This is a genomic window from Pseudomonas sp. BJa3, assembly GCF_026343815.1.
GTDB lineage: Bacteria > Pseudomonadota > Gammaproteobacteria > Pseudomonadales > Pseudomonadaceae > Aquipseudomonas > Aquipseudomonas soli.
In genome coordinates, this window is sequence record NZ_JAOXMC010000365.1 from 1 (window position 1) to 254 (window position 254).

Here is a 254-nt window from a genome sequence, read left to right on the forward strand (position 1 = left end):
GCTGCTGTCCGCCGCGGACGTGCTGGCCGTGCTGCAGGAGGCCGGCTTCGACGGCCCGGTGATCCGCCTACGTGAGCCCGGCATGCAGGCCGATGCCCATGATTGCGCGGCGGTGGTGACGAAGCCTGTGCAGATCCAGTCGCTGTTCGGAGCGATCGAGCACGCCCTGGGCATGCGCGCCTGAGCGGCAGGGGTTCCGGCGTTTCGCGGCCTCAGACGTGGCCGGCCGCCGGCTTCAGTCGCTGCCACACCGC

General features: G+C 71.7%; 1 protein-coding gene. It reads left to right on the forward strand.

Translation table 11 applies throughout. From position 1 onward, the window contains the following. On the forward strand, positions 1-184 hold a 184-nt coding region (locus OH705_RS28045; protein ID WP_267303543.1), incomplete at its 5' end, for a hypothetical protein. Between the last annotated feature and the right edge of the window lie 70 nt (positions 185-254).